The following is a 22,636-nucleotide window of genomic DNA, read 5'->3' on the forward strand; positions in this document are numbered from 1 at the left end:
CCGACGGACCGGAGCTCACTCGTCGGACGAGAAACGTACCGAGGCGTCCGGGAGCACCGCACCGCACCAGATGCGGACCCCGTCACGCAGTTCGTTGTCGGCACCGACCTGTGCGCCGTCGCCTATCACCGCGCCGGCGAGCACCGTACGGCTGCCGATCCGGGCGCCTGCCCCGACCAGTGAGTCGGTGATCACGGCCCCGGGTCCGACGACCGCTCCCGCCAGGACGGCGGAGCCCGTGATCCGTGCGCCTTCGCCGATCAGCGCACCTTCGCCGATGACCGTACCGCCGGTGAGCTTGGCATCGGCGGCTACGGATGCCGTGGGCAGCACCAGGCGGTCGCCGCAGCGGCCGGGAACCGCCGGGGAGGGGGCGCGGCCCAGGACCAGGTCGGCGGAGCCGCGTACGAACGCCTGCGGGGTGCCGAGGTCCAGCCAGTAGGTGGAGTCGACCATGCCCTGGAGATGGGCACCGGAGGCGAGGAGACCGGGGAAGGTCTCACGCTCCACGGAGACCGCCCGGCCCGCCGGAATGGTGTTGATGACCGACCGGCGGAAGATGTAGGCCCCCGCGTTGATCTGGTCGGTGACTATCTCCTCGGGCGTCTGCGGCTTCTCCAGGAAGGCCGTCACCCTGCCCGTGGCGTCCGTCGGTACGAGACCGAAGGCGCGCGGGTCCTCCACCCTCGTGAGGTGCAGGGAGACGTCCGCTCCGGACGTGGCGTGCGACGCGACCAGGGCCCGGATGTCGAGACCGGTGAGGATGTCCCCGTTGAAGATGAGGACGGGCTCGTCCGGGCCGGAGGCCAGCCGCGACGCCACGTTGCGGATGGCTCCGCCCGTACCGAGCGGCTCGTGCTCGGTGACGTACTCGATGGAGAGGCCGAGCGACGAACCGTCACCGAAGTACGGTTCGAATACCTCCGCCAGGTAGGACGTCGCGAGCACGATGTGCTCCACCCCGGCTGCCCGTGCACGCGCCAGCTGGTGCGTGAGGAACGGGACGCCCGCCGCCGGAACCATCGGCTTCGGGGTGTGCACCGTGAGCGGACGCAGCCGGGTGCCCTTGCCTCCTACCAGGAGGATCGCTTCTTTTGCCTCTGTCACAGCACCGTCTCTGCTTCCTGCTGGGGCCGGGCCTCGTATCGGCTGGCCAGTGTATGCAGACCGTTCGGGGCTCTCCCGGTCAGCGGCCCTGCAGGTTGGCCGAACTGGTCCGGGCCGTGCCGAGCTTCTTGTAGAGACGGCTCCCGGGGCATTCGGTTGCGAACCCGTCGCGATGACCGGAGATGACGTTGAGCTTGACGCTGGCGCCCTTCCTGTACTTGCCGCTGCCGCCCGAGACAAGCGTGACCTTCGACTTCGGGTTACGGCCGAACAGGCCGAGCTTCCAGGCGGTGAGCTTGGCGATCGCGGTCACCGAGGCGGCGGGCGGATTCTTCGAGCTGTACGTTCCGAGTACCGCGATGCCCATGCTGTTGGAGTTGAAACCGAGGGTGTGTGCCCCGAGGACGGCCTTCGTCACGCCCCCCGCGCGTCCTTCGTAGATGTTTCCGCACTTGTCGACGGCGAAGTTGTAGCCGATGTCGCGCCATCCACTGCTCTTGACGTGGTAGCGGTAGATACTGCGCAGGACCGAGGGCGCCTGGGCACAGGTGTAGCTGTTGCCCGTTGCGCTGTGGTGGATGAAGGCAGCCTTGACGGTCGTGGTGTACGCGAAGTTGCGCTCCCGCAGGCTCTCGTCGGCGCCCCAGCCCTTGCGCGTGACGATGCGCGGGCGTGGTCCCACGAATGGCTTGGCGCCCGCTGCTACGACGGCCAGCGCCTCGGACTCGGCCTTGCTCAGGGCGGTGATCTCGGTGGCGTCGAGCGGGGCCAGGTCGGCGTTCACGGCGGCACTCTCGGCCGCCGCCACGGTCAGGGCGCCCGCGCCGGGCAGCGCACCGGGCTGGGGGGACGTGACGGGCGTGCCAGTACCGGCGCCCGTGGTGTCCGCGGCAGGCGTACCAGTACCAACGCCCGCAGTGTCCGCGGCAGGCGTGCCAGTACCCGCACCCGCAGTGTCCGCGGCAGGCGTGCCAGTACCCGCACCCGCAGTGTCCGCGGCAGGCGTGCCAGTACCGACGCCCGCGGTGTCCGCGGCAGGCGTGCCAGTACCGACGCCCGCGGTGTCCGCGGCAGGCGTGCCAGTACCGACGCCCGTGGAGTCCGCGGCGGGCGGCTGCTGCGGGTCGTCGCCGGGGTCGACGAGTTCCACCCGCAGGCCGGCGGGGAGCGGTGGCGTCAGGCCGGCCCGGTTCCGGCCGCCGGTGGCCTCGGAACGTACGCGTACCTCGACACCGTCCGAGTCACCGACCCAGAGCGGGGCCGTGGAACCGCGGACCGTGGCCGATTCGCGTTCGGCGCTCCCGGTATCGGCTCCGTGGTCGGCGTTGTGTGTCTCGAGGTCCTGCCAGCCGGACCAGCGCGAGGTACCCCTCGAGCGGGTACGGACCTGGACAATTCCTTGCAGTTCGGCGTCGGCGTCGTCCCAGACCACGCCGACGAGCGAGAAGCGGCGGGCGTCGCGTTGCCCCAGGCCTTGGACGGTTTCGGGGGACAGTGACCTGGAGTCGGTGGGTTCACCGGTGGCCCGTGAGGACGCGCCGGCGAGCGGTCGAAGGGGCAGGGACTGCGTCGAACCGAGCGGTTCGACAGCGGTCGCCGCGGGCGCCTGGGCGGCCGGGGCAGGAACGGGTGCGGCGGGCGCGGGCACGGCGAGCGGGAGGGTGAGTGCCGCCGCGCAGGTGACGCCGATGGAGGTTGCAAGAAGTGCACGCATACAGGAAATCCTTGATGGAATCCGGCATCTCCGGCTACTGGAGGGTGACCGCCCCCACGTGACGGGCCGTCTGCCGAACCGGTGTCGCAGCACCCGGAGCACCCCGCCCCGTTCGTACCGGCCGCGTACCCTTGCGCGGATGAACGCCAGTGATCGCACCCCCGCCGACCTGCTGCGATCCGCGCTCGCCGCGGACCCGGCCCGCCCCCTGGTCACCTTCTACGACGACGCAACCGGAGAGCGCGTCGAACTGTCGGTGGCCACCTTCGCCAATTGGGTGGCCAAGACCGCCAATCTGCTGCAGGGAGACCTGGCCGCCGAACCCGGCGACCGGCTGGCCCTGCTGCTTCCCGCCCACTGGCAGTCCGCGGTCTGGCTGCTCGCGTGCTCATCGGTCGGCGTCGTCGCCGATGTCCAGGGCGACCCCTCCGCCGCCGATCTCGTCGTCAGCGGACCGGACACGCTGGACCGTGCACGCGCCTGCCGCGGCGAGCGGGTCGCGCTGGCGCTGCGCCCCCTGGGCGGCCGTTTCCCGCAACCGCCCGAGGGCTTCGCGGACTACGCGGTGGAAGTGCCGGGCCAGGGCGACCGCTTCGCGCCGTACGCACCCGTGGACCCCGCCGCACCCGCCCTGGCCGTCGGGGGCGTCGAACTGACGGCGGACCGGCTCGTCGCACGGGCTCGCGAGGACGCGGCGGAACTGGGACTCGCCCCGGGGTCACGACTGCTGACGGGACGTACGTACGACAGCTGGGAAGGGCTCTCCGCCGGCCTCTTCGCCCCGCTGGCCGCCGGGGGCTCCGTGGTCCTGTGCCGCCATCTCGGCCGGCTGGACGAGAACGGCCTGGCCAAGCGCGTCGAGAGCGAGCGGGTGACCAGCACCGCGGTATGACAAGCGCTCCGAGGGCCACTCGTCCGGCCCACGGCGGGCCGAGCCCCCGGGACTGAGCACCGGCTGCGGTACATGATCGGGCGGCACAGACCACTCTGCCTGAATGCACAACCAAGCGTGAGGTTCAGCCGTCTACTCCTGGGACGGGCGGCTCATCGCGCCGCCGAACGTGAGGATGGACGCAGACGTGACCGACAGCGCCGGCCCCCCTGCCGACCCGGACCGCCCGGACCGCCCGGCCCCCTCGGCCGAGGGCGAGCCGAGCGAAGGGACGCAGGACGATACCGGGGCCACCTCGCAGGACGGCCCGCCCGCCACGGGCGGAAACGACGGGAGCGACGGGAGCGACGGCGGGATCGGGACCTGGGCCGACCGGCCCAAGGACGGCCTTCCCGGGCGCCGGCGTCACTGGCTGCGCTGGACCGCTCTCGCCGCCTCGTTCCTCGTGCTGGTCGCCGCCGGGGTCGGCTGGTGGCTGTACAAGAAGCTCGACGGCAACATCACGACCGACACGAGCGCTGCCGCCGAGCTCAAGGCGTACGAGAAGGAGCGCCCCAGCCCGATCGCGCAGGACGCACAGAACATCCTGCTCATCGGATCCGACACCCGGTCGGGCGACAACCGCAAGTACGGCCGGGACGACGGCGGCAGCCAGCGTTCGGACACCACGATCCTGCTGCACCTCGCGGCCGACCGTCGGAGCGCCACCGCGGTGTCCATCCCGCGTGACCTGATGGTCGACATCCCGAGCTGCCACCCCGAGGACGGAAAGGCCACGAGGAAGCAGTTCGCCCAGTTCAACTGGGCCTTCGAGCTCGGCGGCACGGCCTGCACGATCCGCACCGTCGAGAGCATGACGGGCATTCGCGTCGACCACCACATGGTCATCGACTTCAGCGGCTTCAAGGACATGGTCGACGCCGTGGACGGTGTCGAGGTCTGCCTCAAGGAGCCGGTCAAGGACGACGACGCCCATCTCGAGCTCCCCGCAGGACGCCAGAAGCTCAACGGCGAGCAGGCGCTGGGGTACGTACGGGCCCGCAAGTCGATCGGCAACGGCAGCGACACCGAGCGAATGGACCGCCAGCAGAAGTTCCTGGGGGCCCTCGTGAACAAGATGCAGAGCAATGGCGTCCTGCTCAACCCGACGAGGCTGTACCCGGTGCTGGACGCGGCGACGAAGTCGCTCACCACGGACCCGGGACTGGACTCTCTCAGGGATCTGTACGACCTGGTGCGCGGGATGCGGAACGTACCCACGGAAAAGGTGCAGTTCCTGACCGTGCCCCGGCAGCCCTACCGCGCGAACCCGAACCGGGACGAGCTCGTCCAGCCGGACGCCGACCGGTTGTTCGAGCAGTTGCGCAAGGACGAACCCGTCGCCGTGGTCCCGGCCGCCGAAAACAACGCAGGGGATTCACAGGCGGGTCACAGCTCCGAGAAGGATTCCTCCGGCGAAAAGCCCGGCGGTACGGACAGAAGCCCGACCCCGGCCCCCACCTATTCGGGGTCGAATGCTGCGGACGACCTGTGCGACCGGTAAAGCAATTGCCAAGCAAGGGGCGGCAATCGGAGCGGAATAGGCAGAATGCCCGGTTATAGGGAGCGTGGAATATGTCACGCACGTCACCCATGGCCGAATCGGCCGGATAGTGTGACGCGATCCGGTGCCGACGGCCCCCAGGCCACGCACTGCTGGAACGAGAGACCGAGCGCCCTGTCGGGGGAGGCGCCTCGCGTGGCACCGACGGAGGATTCAGGAAACCGTGGACGCGCATAGCCGTGGGGCGGACGAAATCGACGCCGCCGACCAGTGGGTGATCAACCCGCAGACCGGCAATTACGAATTGCGACTGAACCACTCCGGAACAGAGTCGCCAGGTGCTCCCCGTACGCCGAACCGTCATGGCTCCGGCAGCAGGAACGAGCCCCTCCGCGAGGTCCCCGAGCAGCGGAACCGCCGGTCCACGCAGAACGGGCACACCCAGGAGATGCCTCCGGTGGCGGCAGGACGCCGTAAGCGCACGTCCCCGAAGGCGCGGCGCAAGAAGGCCCTGTTGTGGACAGGCGGCGTGATGGCCTTCGTGATCGTCGCCGGATCGGCGGGGGCGTACGCCCTCTACCAGAAGTTCAACGGCAACCTCGACACCGTCGACGTCGGTGACGCGGGCAGCAAGAACGTCGCCGCCGACGGGCCCCTCAACATATTGATCATCGGCACGGACAAGCGCACCGGCAGCGGCAACGAGGGCTACGGCGACAAGGGCAGCACCGGCCACGCCGACACCAACATCCTCTTCCATGTCTCCGAGGACCGCACCAACGCCACGGCGTTGAGCATCCCCCGGGACCTGATGACGGAGATCCCGGAGTGCACCACCAAGCAGCCGGACGGTTCGCAGAAGGTCATACCCGGCTCGCGAAACGTCCGCTTCAACGTCAGCCTCGGCCAGGAAGGGCGCGACCCGGGCTGCACGATGCGCACGGTCAAGAAGATCACCGGCGTCTCCGTCGACCACTTCATGATGGTCGACTTCAATGCGGTCAAAGAGCTCTCCACGGCCGTCGGCGGGGTCAAGGTCTGCCTGGCCAAGGCGGTCAAGGACCCCGACTCGCACCTCGATCTGCCGGCCGGTGAGTCCACCGTCGAGGGCGAGCAGGCACTGGCCTTCGTCCGCACCCGGCACAGTTTCGGGAATCAGAGCGACCTCGACCGGATCAAGGTGCAGCAGCAGTTCATCGGCTCGATGATCCGGCAGATGAAGTCCGACGACACGCTGACGAGCCCCACGAAGCTCTTCAACCTCGCGGACGCGGCGACCCAGGCGCTCACGGTCGACTCCGGCATCGGCTCGATCAAGAAGCTGACCTCGCTCGCCCAGGAGCTCGGCAGGATCGACACCAAGAACATCACCTTCGTCACGCTGCCGGTGATCGACAACCCGGCGGAGCCGACGCCCATCACCGTGGTCGTCGAACCGCAGAAGTCGGAGCAGCTCTTCGCGATGATGCGCTCCGACACCTCTCTGACCGAGGTGAAGCAGAAGGCGACGGCGGCCAGGAGCAAGCAGGAAGCGGTGCTCAAGGGCGACAGGGCCGCTCCGGCCGACATACGCGTCGACGTCCTCAACGGCGGCAGCATCGCCGGTGCCGCGAGCTCGACCGTCTCCTGGCTGCAGAACGAGCAGGGCGTGCCGGAGTCCACGAACAAGGCGAACGCCCCGGCGAAGATCGACGGGACGACACTGGCGTACGCACCGAAGCAGGCGGACCAGGCCCGCGCCCTCGCGGCGATGATGGGCCTGCCCGCCACGGCACTCAAGCAGGGAACAGCCGACGCCGAGAGCCTTCAGGCGATGGTGCTGACCCTGGGAGCCGACTTCAAGGGCGCGGGAGTGCCCATCACCGGCCCGACGAAGGCACCGGAAGACATTCAGAAGGCCAGCGCCGACAAGGCAGAGTGCGCGAAGTGACGACAGGTCGTCGCGCCACAGCGAAAGTCTGAGCAGCAGGGGGGTCCTGGTGGGACGGAGCAGCACGCCTGGGGAGGGGACGCGGTCACGCGTCCGGCACGAGGGCCCGGTCGACGGCGCCCTCGGCAGCGGCGACGCGGAGGACGGTCGAGGGGGAAGTGCGGGTCACGGCCGGCGGGAACGGTCCGCCCCGCCGGAGCGCGGACATCGCCAAGGCGGTCCGAACCGCCGCTCCAGACGGGCCAACAAAAGTGGCAAACGGCGCGTACTGCGCTGGGTGGCATCCGTTCTCGCCCTGCTGATACTCGGCACCGGCGGCGCCGGATACCTCTATTACAAGCACCTCAACGGCAACATCAGAAAAGAGGACCTGACCCTCGGCGACAAGGACATGGCCGACCACAAGGCCAACGCCGCCGGGCAGACCCCGCTGAACATCCTGATCATCGGGTCCGATGCCCGGGACTCCGAGGAGAACCAGAAGCTCGGAGGCGCCAAGGAGACGTTCGGGGGCACGCCGCTCGCCGATGTACAGATGCTGCTGCACCTCTCCGCCGACCGCAGCAACATCTCGGTCGTGAGCATGCCGCGCGACACCATGCTGAAGATGCCGAAGTGCACCGATCCGGACTCCGAGAAGGAGTACCCGGCCAGCACGCTGCCCGTCCAGACGAATGAGAGCCTCGGCCGCGGCGGGCCCGGGTGCACGGTGGCCGCCTGGTACGAGCTCACCGGCATCACGATCGACCACTTCATGATGATCGACTTCTCGGGTGTGGTCTCTATGGCCGACGCGGTCGGAGGCGTTCCGGTCTGCGTGGACGCCAACATCTACTCGCACGGCAGAGACGGCAAGGGCTCCGGCCTGAAGCTGAAGGACGGCACCACCTCCATCAAGGGGAAGCAGGCGCTCCAGTGGCTGCGCACCCGGTACGGCTTCGAGGACAACACCGACCTCGGTCGCGCGAAGGCCCAGCACCAGTACCTGAACTCGATGGTGCGTGAGCTGCGCAAGGGCACCAAGCTCACCGATCCCGGGAAGCTGATGGGTCTCGCCGAGGCGGCCACCAGCGCGCTGACGGTCGACAAGGGCCTGGACACGGTCAAGAAGCTGTACGACCTGGCGGAGGAGCTCAAGAAGGCCCCGACCAACCGCATCACCATGACGACCATGCCGAACGTCTACGGGACGGGCAATCTGAAGGGCCGGGTGTTCCCCAAGCCCGGCGAGGCCGAGCAGGTGTTCCGGATGGTCCGTGAGGACATTCCGCTGGACGGCAAGGGGGCCAAGCGCAAGACGCCCGTCACCAAGGATCTGGCCGCACCCGTCGCCGAGATCCCGGTCAGCGTGCGTAACGCGACGCGAACGGACACGCTGGGCCCGGCGCAGGGGCGCGCGAGCGCGGTCAAGGACCTGCTGACGGGAGCGGGCTTCGCCAAGGCCTCGGTCGACTCGCAGAACGTCGAGGCGACGGCCCGGACCGCGATCCTCTATCCGAGCGCGGACATGGAGGGTGACGCACAGGCGGTCGCCAAGGCGCTCGGGATCCCGGTGTCGCAGGTGAAGAAGTCGACCGATGTCTCGGGCATCACGCTGGCCGTGGGTGCCGACTGGCGCGAGGACGGGGCCTATCCGGCCTCGGCTGGGGAGGAAAAGACGCCGGAGTCGGCGGGTGCGCTCAACGGCGCGAACGAGGAGGCGTGCATGCACGTCAACCCGAACTACACCTTCTGACGCCCGCACGGAAGGGGCCCCGCCGTTTCCGGCGGGGCCCCTCTTTTTCCGTACGACTCTTCTGTACCGCTTCTCCGTACCGCGGTCAGACCGTCTGTTCCCGCACCGCCGGGCGGCGGCTCGCGATGACCTTCTTCGCGAGCGAACGCGGGCTGGTCAGGAAGCCGTACCCCCACGACATGTGCATGGTGGCCAGCGCCACCGGGATCTGCGCCCGCGCCTTCAACGGCAGGCCCTTGCCCGCGGGCAGCGACCCGGCGACGATCGCCGCGACATACCCGGCCGGCACGACGAACGCCCACGGGGTGACCGCGGCACCGACGACGATGCCGGCGGCTATCGCGCAGACGGCCGTCGGCGGGGCCAGGTAGCGAAGGTTGATCGAGCCGGCGTGGTAGCGGGCCACGACATGGCGCCAGCGCCCGTAGTCCTTGTACTGCTTGGCGAGCGCGCGGACGCTGGGGCGGGGGCGGTACTGCACCTTCAGCTCCGGAGAGAACCAGATCTGGCCGCCGGCCTCGCGGATGCGGAAGTTCAGCTCCCAGTCCTGGGCGCGGACGAACTCGACGTTGTAGCCGTCGGCCCGCTCCAGCGCCTCGCGGCGGAAGACCCCCAGATACACGGTCTCAGCCGGGCCCGCCTGGCCGCCGGTGTGGAAGGCGGCGTTGCCGACACCGATCTTCGACGTCATCGCGGCGGCGACCGCGTCCTCCCAGGCGTTCTCGCCCTCGGCGTGCATGATGCCGCCGACGTTCTGCGCGCCGGTCTCCTCCAGGAGGCGGACCGCGGTCGCGATGTAGTTCGGCGAGAGCATGCCGTGGCCGTCGACCCGTACCACGATCGGGTGACGTGATGCCTTGATCGCGGCGTTCAGCGCGGCGGGGGTGCGGCCGGTCGGGTTCGGCACGGTGTGGACCCTGGAGTCCTCCCGTACCAGCTCGGCGGCGATCTCGTCCGTACGGTCGATCGAGGGGCCGAGGGCGATCACCACCTCCATCTCACCGGCGTACTCCTGCTCCAGGATGTGCCGGACCGAGTTCCTGAGATGGCGTTCCTCATTGAGCACCGGCATGATCACGGAGACGGCGGGGTACTGCGCGGCAGACATGTGGTCCTCAGGGGGTCCTCGGGGGTGCCGGGGTTCCGGGGGTGTGCGCACCCCAGGATGCGGCGTGATTCGGCCGCCACGTTACCGCGAATGGGGGACACCGGCGCGCGCCACCGGGTCTCCTCCCGGTCTGCAGATCGTATGGGCCTACCGTGCGAAAGTCCTACTCGCACCGCGGAGGTGTCCCCCGTGCCCACGCCGCACCGATCGCCCCGTCCACCGCACCCCCGCACCGCTCCCCCGCAGCGCAGATCCGCTCGGCAGCCCAAGGCCGGCTCCAGGAACCGGCCCCGGGCCGGCCGCCGGAAGGGGCCGCCCCGGTGGGGCATGCGGGTGGCCACCGGGCTCTCCGTACTGGTGCTCGGGGCCGGCGGGATCGGCCACGCCGTAGTGAGCAGCCTGGAGACGGGGATCGGCCGGGTCGATCCGTTCAAGGACATGAAGAACCGGCCCGAGGGCGGCCACGGCATGAATTTCCTGCTGGTCGGCACCGACGGCCGGGAGACGATCACCAAGGCGGAGAGAAAGAAGTACAGGCTGGGCGGCGCGCCCTGTCACTGCACGGACACCCTCATGCTCGTCCATCTCTCGGCCGACAAGCGGCGGGCAAGCGTCGTCAGCCTGCCCCGCGACAGCTACGCGGAGATCCCGGCCCACACCGACAGGACCACCGGCAAGGAGCACTCCGCACACCCGGTGAAGCTGAACGCCGCCTACGCGGAGGGCGGCCCCCATCTGACCGTACGCACCGTCGAGGGCATGACCGGCATCAAGATCGACCACTATCTGGAGGTCGACTTCACCAGCTTCATGGAGACGGTCGACACGCTGGGCGGGGTGGAGATCTGCACCGCCAAGCCGCTCAAGGACTCCTTTACGGGCCTGGACCTGGCCGCGGGCACCCACACGCTGGACGGCGGCAAGGCCCTCCAGTACGTTCGCTCCCGCCACATCGACGGGGCCGCCGACCTGGGCAGGATGCAGCGCCAGCAGAAGTTCATGGCCTCGCTGATCAAGCAGACCACCAGCAGCGGGGTGCTGACGAACCCGGTGAAATTCCAGCAGGTCGCCTCGTCGATGCTCGACTCGGTCCGCGCCGACAAGGGATTCGGCACGGAGCAGTTGCTGGAGCTCGGCAAGGCGATGCGTGACTTCACCCCGTCCTCGTCCGAATTCGCCTCCGTACCGATCAAGGACCGCAGCTACCCCGTCAAGGGCATCGGCTCCACGGTGAAGTGGGACACGACGAAGTCGAAGAGGCTGTTCCGGGCCCTGCGCGAGGACAAGCCGCTCGCCCCCCAGCTGCCGGAGCAGCCCAAGGCGAAGATCGTCGGCGTGGCCCCGGAGCAGATTCGGGTGCAGGTCTACAACGGGACGCCGAAGGACGGGCTCGGCCAGAAGGTCGACGCGGCGCTGCGCGACACCGGTTTCCACACCACCCGCTCCCCGCTGAACGGCGGCCCGCACGATCTCAAGCGGACCGTGGTCAGCTACGACCCCCGGTGGGACAGGTCGGCGAAGGCCCTGGCGACCGCCCTGCCCGGGTGCGAGCTGAAGGCGGTGAAGGGGCAGGGCGGGGTGATGAAGGTGGCGGCGGGCTCCAGCTTCACGAAGGTGCAGCGGGTCAAGGCCGAGGACCCTCAGCAGGGCGAGTTCGGCACGGTTACGGGCGACCAGGTGGTCTGCCCGTGACCCACCCCCGGCCACCGCACCCCCGGCCGCCGGGTCTCCCCACGGCCGGGGGACGAACCAGGTCTCTCGACGCGCGGTGACGGCGTCCCATCCGTGGGCCTCGGCCGGTTCGCGGGCCGTGGAGACGATCAGCCTGTGGCGGTCGCCCCGCTCGCGCGCCTTACGTCCACGCACCGGCATGGGTCGATTCTAGCACCGCTAGACAATCAGGCACTGGCAGGTCTAGCATCGCATCAGAACCTAGCACCGCTAGGGTAATCCTTGGGGAGGGATCATGCAGGATGCACTGGCCGTCGTCACGGTCGTCGTGGCCGGGATGATGGTGGGCGTGGAGTTCGCGGTGGCGGTGTTCGTCAACCCGATCCTCGACCGGCTCCCGGACAACGGCGGACTCGACGCCCGCAGCGACGGGGCACGCGTCCTCGGCCGCGTCATGCCGTTCTGGTACATCAGCTCGGTCGTCCTCGGCACGGTGTGGGCCGCACTCACCTGGGGCGACGAGGGGGCATCACTCGTCGCCGCAGGCAGCGCGCTGCTCGTACTGAGCGTGGTGATGTCGCTCGTGGTGCTCGTGCCGATCAACTCGCGGGTCGCGACCTGGTCGCAGGAAGGCGTGCCTGCGGACTGGAAAGAGCAGGTGGGGCGGTGGGACCGGTTCCACTACGTCCGCGTGGGCATCATCGTGCTCGCCTTCGCACTGTTCGTCGTCGCCCTTGTCTAGGAACCCGGCCCCATCGCCGATGGCCCGGCTCCCTGGGGAGCCGGGCCATCGGCGTACGGACGTGTTGGCCGAGCCCTCAACGGCCGGCGGTGACCAGCACCTTCGCGCCGGACATCAGTCGTCGATGCCCTCGGCGGCGCGCTGCTCCCGCAGCTCCTTGATCGCGCGCCGCCGGGCGAGGCGGTGCGTGCGCCGGATCTGAGCCTCCTGGTAGCGCCGCTTGTCCCGCTCCGTCTCCGGCACCACCTCGGGTACGCGGCGCGGCTTGCCGTCCTCGTCGACCGCCGCGAACACCAGATAGGCGGTCCCGACCTGCTGGGCCGGGGTCGACTCGTTCCACCGCTCGGCCAGGACACGGACGCCGACCTCCATCGAGGAGCGGCCGGTCCAGTTCACCTGCGCGCGGACGTGAACAAGGTCACCGACGCGGACCGGCTCCAGGAAGACCATCTCGTCCATCGAGGCCGTCACGGCCGGACCACCGGAGTGCCGGCCGGCGACCGCGCCCGCCGCGTCGTCTACCAGTTTCATGATCACACCGCCGTGAACCGTACCCAGGAGGTTGGTGTCGCTGCCGGTCATGATGTGGCTGAGGGTGGTCCGGGAGGCCGCGGTCGGCTTGGCCGGAATCTCACCCTCCGGTGGCTGGTCCTGATCTGTCATGCCGTCCACCTTATGCGGGGGCTTGCACCCGGTCGCATTGCATCAGCTTCGCAACAGCCCTGGTCCGATTTGCGATACACCCTGTAATACCTACGGGCCGGGACGGCACACTGGTCTGCATGAACGATTGGCCCGAAGGACGGAACGGCGGACCCGGCGAGCGCTACGGGCAGGGCAGTGCAAGCCCGCAGCCCGAGAACGCCCGCGCCATGCCGCACGTCCGGCGGCGCCCCGCACCGCCGCAGACACCGCAGGCCCCGCCCCGGATCCCGCCGCAGGGACAGGGGTACGGCGACGGCGGGTACGACGGTTACAACACAGGCCAGGTCTACGGCGGCGGCAACGGCGGCGGACAGGGCGGCGGCGGTTACGGCAGCGGCGGTGGCGGTGACCGCGGCTACGTGCAGGGCCGCCCCATGCCCAACTGGGGCCGGCGCATCAAGGTCGGCACGCTGACCCTCGTGGTGGCGCTGCTCGCCGTCTCCATCGGCACGTACTTCTGGGCCGACGGCAAGCTCAAGCGCGAGGTCGACCTCTCCAAGGTCATCGACCGTCCCTCCGAGGGCGACGGGACGAACTACCTGATCGTCGGCTCCGACAGCCGCGAGGGCATGACGGCCGAGGACAAGGAGAAGCTGCACACCGGCTCCGCCGAGGGCAAGCGCACCGACTCGATGATGATCCTTCACGACGGCTCCAACGGCCCGACGCTGGTCTCCCTGCCCCGTGACTCGAACGTCGAGATCCCGACCTTCGTCGGCTCGGAGTCCGGTAAGACCTTCAAGGGCACGGGCCGCACGGTGAAGCTGAACGCCGCGTACGCGGAGGACGGCCCGGAGCTGCTGGTCCGCACCGTCGAGTTCAACACCGGGCTGCGCATCGACCACTACGTCGAGATCGGCTTCGGCGGCTTCGCCAAGATCGTGGACGCGATCGGCGGCGTCGAGCTGGACATCCCCAAGGCATTCAAGGACAAGAAGTCCGGCGCCGACTTCCAGGCCGGCAAGCAGACGCTGAACGGCGAACAGTCGCTCGCCTTCGTCCGCACCCGGTACGCGTTCGCGGGCAGCGACCTGGACCGTACGAAGAACCAGCAGAAGTTCCTCGCGGCGCTGGCCTCCCAGACGGCGACCCCGTCCACGATCCTCAATCCGTTCAAGCTCTACCCGACGATGGGCGCGGGCCTGGACACGCTGATCGTCGACAAGGACATGTCGCTCTGGTCGCTGGGCAAGATGTTCTTCGCGATGAAGGGCGTCACGGGCGGCGAGGGCACGTCGATGAACATCCCGATCTCGGGCAGCACCGGCGGCAACCTGGTCTGGGACAAGGCCAAGGTCAAGCAGCTCGTGGAGCAGCTGAAGAACGACGAGAAGGTCACGGTCAAGGGCAACTGACCGCAGGTACCCAGGAAGGTCCGGACGGTGAGCCGTCCGGACCTTTCCGGTTCTCCGGTTCTCCGGTGCGTCCGAGTCCTCGCCGTACTCAAGGAGAAGATCGGCGACCGCTTCGGTTCGGGACCTGCGCACGCCCGCTCGGTCCCGGACCGTTCAGTCCCGGAAGCTGATGCTGCCCCGTTGGCGGTTGCCGTCGAACTTCGACCGGTCGACCGCCGGGCGCCGGGCCGGGCGGGCGGCGCTCAGCTTGATCACATCGCGGCCCGCGAGCGCTGTGCGCCACTGGCCCAGATCGGGACGGGTACCGCAGGGGCCGTCCGCCTGCTGCCACAGCCGCCGCACCGCCGCCTCACGGCGTTCGTCCAGCACGCCCGGCACGGGAACCAGCGGCGTACCGGGCGAGACATAGGCGTCCTGGGCGAGCACGCGCCCGACCATCAGGGCCGCCTTGTAGCGGTCGCTGTCCACGGAGACGGTTCCCGGCGGGGCGAGAGGATCGTGCCAGTCCGGGGTGTCTGCCTGCTCGAGCACCGGGCCCCGCCCGACGAGTCTGGCGCCGTCGCAGTCCAGGAGGTACGCGGCAGGGGCCGGGTGGACGGTCCAGAGCACATTGGCCTGGGAGAGGTCTCCGATCACCAGCCCCATCGCGTGCAACCACTCGAAGAGCGCCACCAGAGCCACGGTCAGCGCGTACCGTTCGGCCGGTGACGGCTGCTGGACGGACTGCCAGGCAGCCTTCGGGGGCCGCAGCAGGTAGGACAGTTCGACGAGTTTGCTCTCACCCTTCGAGGTCGTCCACGTCATGGCATCGGGCGCCCGGTGCATGAGAAAGCCGATGGCCCTGTTCTGGTCCACCACCCGGCACAGCGGCCACGCCGCTTCGCGGTCCAGCCGGTCGCGGTCGGCGGGAACCAGCGCCTGCCGGAGCGACACGAGCGCGGCGAGGGCCGCACCGTCGGCCTTGTGCGGCTCCCGGTAGCTCTTGTAGAGAAGCGCACCGGGTCCGCCGATCGCATGCACCTCCCCCTGTCCCCCGTCGCCGACCTTGTCGAACAGCTTCAGGGAGTCGTACGGGACGTCCAGGCCGTCGTGCACACTCATGCGGAGCCCTCCCACAGCACGACGGCGCTCCGGTCGTCGTCGTACGACTTCACCCGGAACTGTGTCTGCCACAGGAAGTCGGCGGGCCCCGGCACCGTGCCGTTCCCCCAAGCCGCCCCCAGGAAGTCGCGCATCTCCTGCTCTCCCGACAGGGGTGTGGACAGCCCGTCGGTGCAGAGCACGAGCACGTCCCCCGGCATCGCGGGACCGAGGATTCTCGTCACGGCGGTACGGGTGAGCGGCAGGGCGGCGGTACGCGTGTCGATCATCCCCGAGGCGTCCGCGTCCTCCTCCTGCGTGACATCGAGGTACCAGGTGCCGGACCGCAGCACGGCCGTACCTCCGTCGCCCACGGCCAGGAACCCGCGCGTGCGGACGGCGGGGTCGAGCGGCACCAGCAGAACCCTGAGGGTTGTCGCGTACGCATCCGGCTGCCGGCCCTCGTGCATCGCCAGGTCGGCAAGGAGCACTGCGATGCGGCCCACCGCCTCGTCCGCCAGCTCGGTGAAGGCGGTCAGGTCGGCAGCCCGCAGGGCGGCGAGCAGGCTGCCTGCCGCACGGTCCAGGTAGACGGCCGCACGACGGCACACCTCGTTGGAGCCGACGTGTGAACGGGCTGCTGATCCGACCCCGTCGGCAACGGCGAGCAGCAGCATTTCCCCGGCAGCGGGGGTGCCGATCCGGGTGACGCACAACGCGTCCTGGCGTGGCTCGCCCCGATAACGGTGGGAGTCCCCGCGCACGGATGCGGCCCTGACGGTCAGCGGGCCGTACGCCGCACCGTCCACCACGATGTCGGGCAGAGCGGCGGCCACCGGGTCCTCGCCCGCGTTCGGCAGCTCCTGCGGAACCGGTGCGTAGGTGGGGGGCTTCTTCCCGCTGTGCCAGGGGTCCCCGAGCAGCGGGAACGATCCCGCTGCGGACTGCCCGTGCTCGGGTTCGTCAGCCGGCTCATGGAGCACGGGAGGGTGCCCGGTCTCCGGCTGCGGTTCCGGAGCACGGCTCGGCAACGGCTGCGGTTCCTCCGCGCCGGGCATGTGCTGCTGCGGCAGCGGGCCCGGCAACTGCTGCGGCGGCTGCGCGCCGGGCGGCAACTGCTGCGGCGGTGGCTGCGGACCCTGCGGCAACTGCTGCGGTGGCTGCGGACCGGGCGGCAACTGCTGCAGCGGCTGCGGACCGGGCGGCAACTGCTGTGGCGGTGGCTGCGCGCCGGGCGGCGTCTGCTGCGTTGGCTGTGGGCGTCCCGGCGACACGATCGACTCGACCGAACTCCAGGTCGCCTCCAACGGGTCGTCGTGCCCGGCAGCCCCGCCGGCCCCGCCCGTTCCCTCCTGCTGCATCATCACGTCCTCAGAGCTTGTCGAGGGACACGGTCGAGAATCCCGGCACCGTCTCGTCCACTGCCAGGGTGAAGCCCGACCCGCCGTCCGCGGCGATGCTGCTCGCGGACCGCACGATGGAGCGCGTCAGGCTGGAGGCGAACTCCCGCAAGGCCTGGGCGGGTGACACCGAGGCGTCCTTCTGCATGAACGCCCGGAAGTTGGCCACCTGCCCGATCGTGGCCTCCTCCGCGTCACCGATGCCGAACGCGATGATCTTCGGGCAGAACCGGGACTGTTCCAGCTCCTTGAGCGCCTGCTCCCAGCCGTGGTCGGTAGGAATTCCGTCGGAGAGGAAGAACGCAACCGGACGGTAGACGTCGTGCCCCTCCGCCTTGAGCGCGGCCACATCGGTCTCGATGCACCGCAGCAGCGTACGGAAGGCGTCTCCGTACGACGTCAGTCCACCGGCCGCCAGGGCCGGGACCTGATCGATATCGCTCAGGTCGACGAGCGGCTGCAGCACGCCGGCGTCGTCGGAGAATCCGATCAGGCAGAACCTGGTCTTGTCAGCGACCGTCGGGTTGGTACTGATCTCGTGGTGCAGCTCGGGAAGGGCGTTGTTGATGGCGTCGATCGGGCCGCCGGACATCGAGCCCGACTCGTCACAGAGCAGGTAGAACGGAAGGATCTGCACGGTCTCGTACCTCCGGTGGTGCCGGTCAGTAGGTGTAGAAGTAGATTTCGATGTCGGCGTGGCCCGAGGAGGACCCGCCTTTCCAGAAGTCGCGCGTGGTGGCCCCCTTGAACATGTCCGGACGGGCGTTGTCCAGGAGGGAGTTGACTTCATGGGCGTACGCACCGCCGGCACCCGGATCCGTATGGCGTCCGAAGGTGAGGACGAACGCGGCCTGACGCCCCCGGTACGCGGCCGTCGCCGCACGCAGCCGCTGCTCGATGCGACGCCGGTCCCCCGGCGCGGCGTCGATGGATACCTTCACGGGCTTGTTCACCACGGAGCGCGGCCCGTTGGACTTCGGAGCCTTCGGCGGTTTCGGCTGTGCCGATGCGGATGCCCCGGGTTCGGCCGCCGCCTCCGCCGCCAGGGGATCGCCGCGGTCCCCCATCGCCACCAGGGCCAGCACCAGCAGCATGTCGGCGAAGAGCCAGCCCGCCAGATGCAACGGGTTGAAGCGCGGTGCCCTCATCGAGTGCCGCCCCGCGGCGGGACGGCGTCCTGGGGCACCTTCTCCAGCGCCACCGAGGTCCGGCTCCGCCGGTCAGCGGGCAGCGGCGCGGTCCGCAGTACGTCCACGAGTTCACCGAACCGCTCCGCCATCTCCTGCAGCGCTCCCGCCTGGTCCGCCAGGCGCTGTACGGCGTCCTGCGACTGTGCGACGCCACGGGCCGAATCCTCGGCGACGTCACTGAGCCTGCCCAGCACCTGCGCGGAGACATCGGCGGCCACTTCGATGCCGGTGGTGAACGAGCGCTGCGACGCGGCAAGCACGCTGACCGAATCCTCGACCCGGTCCCCTGCCGCGTCGATCACGTCACGTACGGAGCTGTTGACCTCCCGGACGTCCTCCAGCGCCTTGGCCACCAGGACGCCGCTGCCACTCACCGCGGACTCGACCTGCTTGCCGCCGTCCCGCACGGCCTCCTCGATCCGTCCTGCCGCGTCCTCCAGCGGACGTACCGAGCTGTCGATCCCGGCGAGACGCCCCTCGGCCTTCTCCACCGCGTCGCCCACGACACCAGCTGCGGCCGACAGGTCCTTCTGCACCTTGACTGCCCGGTTACCGAGGCGGGTGAGCGTGGCAGCCGCCTCGGTGAGCTCGGCGGTGAAGCGTTGCGGTGACGTCAACCGATGCGTGTTCAGCACGAGTTGGGCCCGTGTCAGCACGGGTACGAGACGCCTGCTCAGCTTCTCCGCCTCGTGCTGCGCACTCTCCTCCCGACGGGTGACGGAGGATTTGCGCAGCCCGTGCACCAGCACGAGCGCACAGAGCAACGCGATCGCGGAGGTTGCACCCATCGCGACGTGCCCGAAGGTGAACGCGCCGGTCAGATGCCCCTCGAAGCCGGACTGCCACAACTGCAGAAAGGGCCTGGCGGCCGCCTTGGGGTCTGCTCCGGTCAGCGCCTGATAGGCACTGGACGCCTGCGTCAGGCCGTACCACGTCATCATCAGGGGCACGAAGACCAGCGCCCCCAGCAGCGCCTCCAGCCAGGACCAGGCCCGGTGTTCCTCGGTGCTGCCGCCCGCGAGGTCGATACTCTCCGGCCGGGCGTATGCATGGAGGAGATCAAGATCCGTCCACGGGTCCAGCTCCGCCGCGTCATTCGCCGTGAACGCATCGGCAAGGGCTGCCAGTTCGCCCTTCCGTGAAGCGAGCCGGGGTTCGGCGGCGAGCTCCCTGACCTGCCGGGCTACATCCTGACGGTCCATCAATGTACTTACGGGCATGCCCATCCCTACGAGAGAAACGCAGGGGGCTCCCCACCTCGCGCCTCTCGCTCCCCAGCGATCGAAACGCCCTCGCCCCCCGCACGGCGGCGCACGCGTGGAGCATCGCCGTGGGCGCAGAGCGTACCTCACGCACCGTCAGGTCAGGCATACAATCCAGGCGTTCGTTCCCGAAGGAACGCCTGGCTGGGGGCCTCATGAGTACCGATGACCGAACGCGTGGCGTGATCCGACTGGGTGGTCCGAGCGGCCCGCCCCGGACCGGATCCGTGACCGGTCCCGTGACCGGCTCCGATGCGCGTCCGCCCGAGCTGACGCGGGCCGCGCCGGCCCGCCGGTTCGGCGGGAGAGGTGCGCTTCAGGCCAATCTCAACTGGCTACCGGGCTCCGGGGCGGATGTGAACCTGTGCTGCCTCGTCTCGTTCAAGGACGGGACGGTACAGGTGGTGCAGGCTCTGGCCGACGACTACGGCTCGCTCACCTCGTGGCCGTACGTCGCCCTCGACCACGACGACCGGACCGGGGAATCGTCCGACGGCGAGACACTCCGGGTGAATCCGCAACACCGTGCGCTCTTCGACCGGCTGCTCTTCTTCGTGTACATCTACGAGGGCGCGGCGGACTTCCGACGGCTGGGCGCGACGGTGACGGTCACCGCGCCCGGCGACCCCGGCTGCCGGATCCTGCTCGACGAATCCCCCGCCGGAGCGATCGCCTGCGCCATCGCCCTCGTCACGCCGGACGTCACGGGGCTCGCGGTTCGCCGCGAGGTCCGCTGGTTCTCCGGCCGTCCCGACATGTCCTCGCACGAACAGATCGACCAGGCGTACGGCTTCGGAGTCACGTGGACCCTGACGGAGAAGCCGCCGCGCAAGCCGGTGGACCCCCGGCGCGGCGGCCCGTCCCGACGCCCCGGAACACAGCCACGGTGACGGCGGCGTGTCCCGGCCGCTCCGGGAGGTACCTACCGGGCGCCGACGGCGGTCATTTGCCGAATCGCCGTTGTCGATTGGCGTACGAGCGAATTGCGCGCAGGAAGTCCACGCGGCGGAACGCCGGCCAGTAGCAGTCCACCCAGTGCATCTCGGCGTATGCGGACTGCCAGAGCAGGAAACCCGACAGCCGCTGCTCGCCGGAGGTGCGGATGATGAAGTCGGTGTGGTCGGCGGTCGGCGAGTACAGATGCCGGGAGATGTCCTCGACATCGAACCGCTCGACCAGTTCGGCCACGTCGCCACCGGCTGCGATGTGTTCCTCGAAGGCGCTCTTCACCGCATCGACAATCTCCCGTCGGCCGCCGTAGCCGACCGCGATATCCACCTTGAGCCCGCTGCGGCCGACCGTCGCGGCGGTGGCTTCCTTGAGTACCTCGGCGGTGGCGCCGGGCAGCAGGTCGAGCGAGCCGATCACCTGGACCTCCCAGGGACGGCCGACGGCCGTGATGTCCTGGACGGTCTCCTTGATGATCTCGATCAGCGGGCCGAGCTGTTCGGCGGGGCGCCCGAGGTTGTCGTCGGAGAGCATGAAGAGGGTCACACGCTCGATTCCGGCGGCCGTGCACCAGTCCAGGAACTCGGTCGCCTTGGCGCCGCCCGCCCGGTACCCCTCCCGGAGATCCGTGTGGCCCGCCTGCCGGGCCCAGCGCCGGTTGCCGTCGAGCATGATCCCGACGTGCTGCGGACGCGGCAGCCCCACGAGGGTGGCGGCCAGTCGGCGCTCGTACACCGCCTCTATCGGCCGTCGGAGGAACAGCGGGAGCAGCTTCACCGATCCAACTCCATCACGTCGCGGATAGCTCTGCGGACCATATCAGCGGCGTCTCGTACCGCCGCGAACGTCCCCGACTGCGTTACCGCACAAGCCGACCGGCCAGGAGCGGGCTTCGGCCGGACAGCCGGAGGCAGGGCGCCGGTCACCCACCGCCCGCGCCGCCGCCGGACCCACACGTACGGCCCCCGGCAGGTGTGCCGGAGGCCGTGACCGCTGATCCGTGCGCCCGCCGTTACGGCAGGTTGCGGGCCATGACGATCCGCTGGACCTGGTTCGTGCCTTCGTAGATCTGCGTGATCTTCGCGTCACGCATCATCCGCTCCACCGGGTAGTCCCGCGTGTAGCCGTAGCCGCCGAGCAGCTGGACGGCGTCCGTGGTGACCTCCATGGCGACGTCGGAGGCGAAACACTTCGCCGCCGCGCCGAAGAAGGTCAGGTCGCCGTCGAGGCGCTCGGACTTCGCCGCCGCCGCGTAGGTGAGCTGGCGGGCCGCCTCCAGCTTCATCGCCATGTCGGCGAGCATGAACTGGATGCCCTGGAAGTCGCCGATCGGCTTGCCGAACTGCTTGCGCTCCTGGACGTAGCCCTTGGCGTAGTCGAGGGCGCCCTGGGCGATGCCGAGGGCCTGGGCCGCGATCGTGATGCGGGTGTGGTCCAGGGTCTTCATCGCCGTGGCGAAGCCGGTGCCCTCCTCGCCGATCATGCGGTCGGCGGGGATACGGACGTTGTCGAGGTAGACCTCGCGCGTCGGGGAGCCCTTGATGCCGAGCTTCTTCTCCGGGGCGCCGAAGGAGACGCCCACGTCCGACTTCTCGACGACGAACGCCGAGATGCCCTTGGAGCGCTTGGTCGGGTCGGTGACGGCCATGACCGTGTAGTAGTCGGAGACGCCCGCGTTGGTGATCCAGCGCTTCACGCCGTTGAGGACCCAGAAGTCGCCGTCGCGGACGGCCTTGGTCTTCATGCCCGCCGCGTCGGAGCCGGCGTCCGGCTCGGAGAGGGCGTACGAGAACATCGCGTCGCCCTTGGCGAGCGGGCCCAGGTACTTCTTCTTGAGGTCCTCGGAGCCGGAGAGGATCACCGGGAGCGAGCCCAGCTTGTTCACGGCCGGGATGAGGGAGGAGGACGCGCAGGCGCGGGCCACCTCCTCGATCACTATGACCGTGGCGAGCGCGTCGGCGCCCGCGCCGCCGTACTCCTCCGGGACGTGGACCGCGTGCAGGTCGGAGGCGACCAGGGCGTCCAGGGCCTCCTGCGGGAAGCGGGCCTCCTCGTCCACCTCGGCGGCGAACGGAGCGATCTTTGCCTCGGCGAGCGAACGGATCGTCTCGCGGAGCATGTCGTGCTCCTCGGCCGGACGGTAGAGGTCGAAGTCGGTCGAACCCGCCAAGACGTTCACTCCCCAAGGATGCTAACTACTGTTAAGTAACCCAATTTTAGTGGCCGGGGCTCGACCTGGCATACGGGCGGGGTA

The 22,636-nt window shown here is 69.5% G+C and carries 19 protein-coding genes; 8 read left to right on the forward strand and 11 right to left on the reverse strand.

The features are described from left to right. Positions 1 to 15: 15 nt before the first annotated feature. Positions 16 to 1,107 (reverse strand): sugar phosphate nucleotidyltransferase, encoded by a 1,092-nt coding sequence (locus tag ACFWBQ_RS13250; RefSeq protein ID WP_385487250.1) that lies wholly within the window; start codon positions 1,105 to 1,107, stop codon positions 16 to 18. Between the two features lie 79 nt (positions 1,108 to 1,186). Beyond that, positions 1,187 to 2,821, reverse strand: a complete 1,635-nt coding sequence (locus ACFWBQ_RS13255) for an N-acetylmuramoyl-L-alanine amidase (RefSeq protein ID WP_385487253.1) — start codon at positions 2,819 to 2,821, stop codon at positions 1,187 to 1,189. A gap of 139 nt (positions 2,822 to 2,960) precedes the next feature. Between ACFWBQ_RS13255 and ACFWBQ_RS13260 the strand changes: the two genes are divergently transcribed. From ACFWBQ_RS13260 to ACFWBQ_RS13275, 4 genes are all read left to right on the forward strand, one after another. Further along, positions 2,961 to 3,713, forward strand: a complete 753-nt coding sequence (locus tag ACFWBQ_RS13260) for a TIGR03089 family protein (protein ID WP_385487255.1) — start codon at positions 2,961 to 2,963, stop codon at positions 3,711 to 3,713. A 175-nt stretch (positions 3,714 to 3,888) separates the two neighbouring features. Then, the gene (locus tag ACFWBQ_RS13265; RefSeq protein WP_385487257.1) at positions 3,889 to 5,256 is read left to right on the forward strand and encodes an LCP family protein; all 1,368 of its coding nucleotides are present in this window, start codon (positions 3,889 to 3,891) and stop codon (positions 5,254 to 5,256) included. Between the two features lie 223 nt (positions 5,257 to 5,479). Further along, the gene (locus ACFWBQ_RS13270; protein WP_385487259.1) at positions 5,480 to 7,186 is read left to right on the forward strand and encodes an LCP family protein; all 1,707 of its coding nucleotides are present in this window, start codon (positions 5,480 to 5,482) and stop codon (positions 7,184 to 7,186) included. 49 nt (positions 7,187 to 7,235) lie between these two features. Then, positions 7,236 to 8,921, forward strand: a complete 1,686-nt coding sequence (locus ACFWBQ_RS13275) for an LCP family protein (protein WP_385487261.1) — start codon at positions 7,236 to 7,238, stop codon at positions 8,919 to 8,921. Positions 8,922 to 9,006: 85 nt separating this feature from the next. On the opposite strand, the gene ACFWBQ_RS13280 is transcribed toward ACFWBQ_RS13275, so the two are convergent. Next, positions 9,007 to 10,029: a glycosyltransferase family 2 protein gene (locus tag ACFWBQ_RS13280; RefSeq protein ID WP_385487263.1), complete on the reverse strand. Its 1,023-nt coding sequence runs from the start codon at positions 10,027 to 10,029 to the stop codon at positions 9,007 to 9,009. Positions 10,030 to 10,356: 327 nt separating this feature from the next. On the opposite strand from ACFWBQ_RS13280, the gene ACFWBQ_RS13285 reads away from it, so the two are divergent. Further along, positions 10,357 to 11,721 carry an LCP family protein gene (locus ACFWBQ_RS13285; protein ID WP_385487265.1) on the forward strand — a complete coding sequence of 455 codons (1,365 nt, stop codon included), beginning with the start codon at positions 10,357 to 10,359 and terminating at the stop codon, positions 11,719 to 11,721. A gap of 274 nt (positions 11,722 to 11,995) precedes the next feature. After that, on the forward strand, positions 11,996 to 12,442 hold the full coding sequence (locus tag ACFWBQ_RS13290) for an anthrone oxygenase family protein (RefSeq protein WP_385487267.1): 447 nt from the start codon (positions 11,996 to 11,998) through the stop codon (positions 12,440 to 12,442). A 114-nt stretch (positions 12,443 to 12,556) separates the two neighbouring features. On the opposite strand, the gene ACFWBQ_RS13295 is transcribed toward ACFWBQ_RS13290, so the two are convergent. Beyond that, positions 12,557 to 13,105 (reverse strand): acyl-CoA thioesterase, encoded by a 549-nt coding sequence (locus ACFWBQ_RS13295; RefSeq protein ID WP_385487269.1) that lies wholly within the window; start codon positions 13,103 to 13,105, stop codon positions 12,557 to 12,559. Positions 13,106 to 13,224: 119 nt separating this feature from the next. Here ACFWBQ_RS13295 and ACFWBQ_RS13300 point away from each other — a divergent pair, with 119 nt between their 5' ends. Further along, positions 13,225 to 14,502 (forward strand): LCP family protein, encoded by a 1,278-nt coding sequence (locus ACFWBQ_RS13300; protein WP_385487271.1) that lies wholly within the window; start codon positions 13,225 to 13,227, stop codon positions 14,500 to 14,502. Between the two features lie 153 nt (positions 14,503 to 14,655). On the opposite strand, the gene ACFWBQ_RS13305 is transcribed toward ACFWBQ_RS13300, so the two are convergent. Genes ACFWBQ_RS13305 through ACFWBQ_RS13325 form a run of 5 tightly spaced genes read right to left on the reverse strand, consistent with a single transcriptional unit; the run spans position 14,656 to position 19,392 of the window. Next, the gene (locus tag ACFWBQ_RS13305; RefSeq protein WP_385487273.1) at positions 14,656 to 15,603 is read right to left on the reverse strand and encodes a hypothetical protein; all 948 of its coding nucleotides are present in this window, start codon (positions 15,601 to 15,603) and stop codon (positions 14,656 to 14,658) included. Next, positions 15,600 to 16,943 (reverse strand): protein phosphatase 2C domain-containing protein, encoded by a 1,344-nt coding sequence (locus ACFWBQ_RS13310; protein WP_385487275.1) that lies wholly within the window; start codon positions 16,941 to 16,943, stop codon positions 15,600 to 15,602. The genes ACFWBQ_RS13305 and ACFWBQ_RS13310 overlap by 4 nt, the downstream gene beginning before the upstream one ends. A gap of 10 nt (positions 16,944 to 16,953) precedes the next feature. Beyond that, positions 16,954 to 17,619, reverse strand: a complete 666-nt coding sequence (locus ACFWBQ_RS13315; RefSeq protein ID WP_385487277.1) for a VWA domain-containing protein — start codon at positions 17,617 to 17,619, stop codon at positions 16,954 to 16,956. Positions 17,620 to 17,644: 25 nt separating this feature from the next. After that, positions 17,645 to 18,130 carry a hypothetical protein gene (locus ACFWBQ_RS13320; protein WP_385487279.1) on the reverse strand — a complete coding sequence of 162 codons (486 nt, stop codon included), beginning with the start codon at positions 18,128 to 18,130 and terminating at the stop codon, positions 17,645 to 17,647. Further along, a complete protein-coding gene (locus tag ACFWBQ_RS13325; protein ID WP_385487281.1) occupies positions 18,127 to 19,392 on the reverse strand; it encodes a hypothetical protein in 1,266 nt (421 codons plus the stop codon). The genes ACFWBQ_RS13320 and ACFWBQ_RS13325 overlap by 4 nt, the downstream gene beginning before the upstream one ends. A 269-nt stretch (positions 19,393 to 19,661) precedes the next feature. On the opposite strand from ACFWBQ_RS13325, the gene ACFWBQ_RS13330 reads away from it, so the two are divergent. Next, the gene (locus ACFWBQ_RS13330; RefSeq protein WP_385487283.1) at positions 19,662 to 20,324 is read left to right on the forward strand and encodes a tellurium resistance protein TerA; all 663 of its coding nucleotides are present in this window, start codon (positions 19,662 to 19,664) and stop codon (positions 20,322 to 20,324) included. Between the two features lie 52 nt (positions 20,325 to 20,376). Here the strand turns inward: ACFWBQ_RS13330 and ACFWBQ_RS13335 are convergent, their stop codons facing one another. Together ACFWBQ_RS13335 and ACFWBQ_RS13340 are read right to left on the reverse strand one after the other, a co-directional pair. Next, positions 20,377 to 21,159, reverse strand: a complete 783-nt coding sequence (locus ACFWBQ_RS13335; protein WP_385487285.1) for an isoprenyl transferase — start codon at positions 21,157 to 21,159, stop codon at positions 20,377 to 20,379. Positions 21,160 to 21,394: 235 nt separating this feature from the next. After that, complete coding sequence (locus ACFWBQ_RS13340; protein WP_385487745.1) at positions 21,395 to 22,552, reverse strand: acyl-CoA dehydrogenase; 1,158 nt, start codon at positions 22,550 to 22,552, stop codon at positions 21,395 to 21,397. Positions 22,553 to 22,636 lie beyond the last annotated feature (84 nt).

The organism is Streptomyces sp. NPDC060035, assembly GCF_042736635.1.
In the GTDB taxonomy this organism is placed as follows: Bacteria; Actinomycetota; Actinomycetes; order Streptomycetales; family Streptomycetaceae; genus Streptomyces.

Excerpts from the sequence above, each read along its gene's own strand:
- ACFWBQ_RS13305 (WP_385487273.1), bottom strand. The coding sequence starts at position 15,603 with ATGAGTGTGCACGACGGCCTGGACGTCCCGTACGACTCCCTGAAGCTG.
- ACFWBQ_RS13300 (WP_385487271.1), top strand. The coding sequence starts at position 13,225 with ATGAACGATTGGCCCGAAGGACGGAACGGCGGACCCGGCGAGCGCTAC.
- ACFWBQ_RS13325 (WP_385487281.1), bottom strand. The coding sequence starts at position 19,392 with ATGCCCGTAAGTACATTGATGGACCGTCAGGATGTAGCCCGGCAGGTC.
- ACFWBQ_RS13260 (WP_385487255.1), top strand. The coding sequence starts at position 2,961 with ATGAACGCCAGTGATCGCACCCCCGCCGACCTGCTGCGATCCGCGCTC.
- ACFWBQ_RS13290 (WP_385487267.1), top strand. The coding sequence starts at position 11,996 with ATGCAGGATGCACTGGCCGTCGTCACGGTCGTCGTGGCCGGGATGATG.
- ACFWBQ_RS13265 (WP_385487257.1), top strand. The coding sequence starts at position 3,889 with ATGGACGCAGACGTGACCGACAGCGCCGGCCCCCCTGCCGACCCGGAC.
- ACFWBQ_RS13280 (WP_385487263.1), bottom strand. The coding sequence starts at position 10,029 with ATGTCTGCCGCGCAGTACCCCGCCGTCTCCGTGATCATGCCGGTGCTC.
- ACFWBQ_RS13285 (WP_385487265.1), top strand. The coding sequence starts at position 10,357 with ATGCGGGTGGCCACCGGGCTCTCCGTACTGGTGCTCGGGGCCGGCGGG.
- ACFWBQ_RS13295 (WP_385487269.1), bottom strand. The coding sequence starts at position 13,105 with ATGACAGATCAGGACCAGCCACCGGAGGGTGAGATTCCGGCCAAGCCG.
- ACFWBQ_RS13310 (WP_385487275.1), bottom strand. The coding sequence starts at position 16,943 with ATGCAGCAGGAGGGAACGGGCGGGGCCGGCGGGGCTGCCGGGCACGAC.
- ACFWBQ_RS13320 (WP_385487279.1), bottom strand. The coding sequence starts at position 18,130 with ATGAGGGCACCGCGCTTCAACCCGTTGCATCTGGCGGGCTGGCTCTTC.
- ACFWBQ_RS13255 (WP_385487253.1), bottom strand. The coding sequence starts at position 2,821 with ATGCGTGCACTTCTTGCAACCTCCATCGGCGTCACCTGCGCGGCGGCA.